Raw genomic sequence first — 1,324 nt, 5'->3', positions numbered from 1 at the left:
CGGCGCGGTAGAGCTCGGCGACGGTGGTGGCGTGCTCCCGGCACTCCTGGACGGTGCCGGCGTGGTTCGCGAGGTAGTTCGCCCGGTGGTAGGCCCGGGCGGTGGCCGGGTGCCGCTCGATCTCCACCACAGCGGCCCAGTGCGCGACGAAGGCCCGGATCGGCTGGACGCTGCCCGTGGCGATGGCCTCGGCCATGGCCCTCGTCTGCCCGTCGATCATCTCGGGAAGGCGGTCCGCGGCGACGACGGCCAGGGCGGCCTTGAGCGCGGTCGGGTTTTGGTCGGGCCGGGGGATCAGCTCGACTCCGTCCTGCACGGGCTGACTCATGACAGCACTCCTCTCCTACGCGGCCGAGACTACTCGCCCCCGGTAGGCCGGACGGCCCTCACGGGCCAGAGAGGGGCCCGGCGGCGCCGGTTGCTCGGGTTGGTTGGTCACCGGTCGCCGCCGACGGCGCGCACCCGGGCGAAGGCCTCGGCGGCCGGGGTCCACTGCTGCCCGCCGATCGGCGCGGCCAGCGACTCCATCGCCTGCTCGTCGGTACGCAGGACCAGACGGTGGCGGTAGGTGGCGATCACCTCAGAGACGGCGGCGAGGTCGCCGATCAGGGATGCGTCGAGGGCCGCGGCCTCTTCCTGGTCGGCCTTCTCGGCGAGGCCCTGGGCGAACTGGTCCTCGGGTTCGCGCCGGGTCGACGGCGGTGGCGGTGCGCTGAATCTCGGCGAACGCGCGGTGGAAGCCGGCGCTCGCGTCAGCGCGGGTGCGGACCGGGGAGCAACCCCCGCGTGTGCGGGGCCGACTTCGGGTTCGCCGTCACCGCGCTGACCATCCTGGAGCAACCCCCGCGTGTGCGGGGCCGACCTCGGCGGAACTTGGCGACGATGCGGCTTACGGGAGCAACCCCCGCGTGTGCGGGGCCGACCGGGACCACCCCGGTCCGCTCGTCCGGCTTTGGGAGCAACCCCCGCGTGTGCGGGGCCGATTACGTCCAGCAGCGCCTGGTCGACACCGTGATGGAGCAACCCCCGCGTGTGCGGGGCCGACGCCATCGAGCAGGAGCGCGTCGTCTACCGCGAGGAGCAACCCCCGCGTGTGCGGGGCCGACCCGTACCGGCCGGTCGCCGCGTTCTGGGACGAGGAGCAACCCCCGCGTGTGCGGGGCCGACTACCGGGTAGCGCGCCGCCTGGAAGCTCATGTAGGAGTAACCCCCGCGTGTGCGGGGCCGACTACTGACTTCGGCTCGTCAGGGTGACGTTGGGGTGTCGAGGGTCAGGCCGGTGCCGGCTATGAAGCCGTCGAGGGTGTCGGGCCGGTACTGCAGG

2 protein-coding genes, 1 pseudogene and 1 CRISPR repeat array are annotated in these 1,324 nt (G+C 73.3%); all 3 genes and pseudogenes read right to left on the bottom strand.

Translation table 11 applies throughout. The features are described 5' to 3' along the window. Window positions 1–328, bottom strand: a 328-nt coding sequence (locus tag ACWC9T_RS41900) for a hypothetical protein (protein WP_449826262.1), incomplete at its 3' end; no start/stop codon positions are given. A gap of 107 nt (window positions 329–435) precedes the next feature. After that, the gene (locus ACWC9T_RS41895; RefSeq protein ID WP_449826261.1) at window positions 436–579 is read right to left on the bottom strand and encodes a hypothetical protein; all 144 of its coding nucleotides are present in this window, start codon (window positions 577–579) and stop codon (window positions 436–438) included. Between the two features lie 193 nt (window positions 580–772). Continuing rightward, a CRISPR array of direct repeats spans window positions 773–1,229; the repeat unit is 29 nt; unit sequence GGAGCAACCCCCGCGTGTGCGGGGCCGAC. Window positions 1,230–1,245: 16 nt separating this feature from the next. Beyond that, window positions 1,246–1,324, bottom strand: a pseudogene (locus ACWC9T_RS41890) (transposase); the annotation flags it as partial.

This window comes from Kitasatospora sp. NPDC001159, assembly GCF_053598235.1.
The sequence above is the reverse complement of the archived record's forward strand: the minus strand, read 5'-3'. Positions and strand labels throughout refer to the sequence as shown.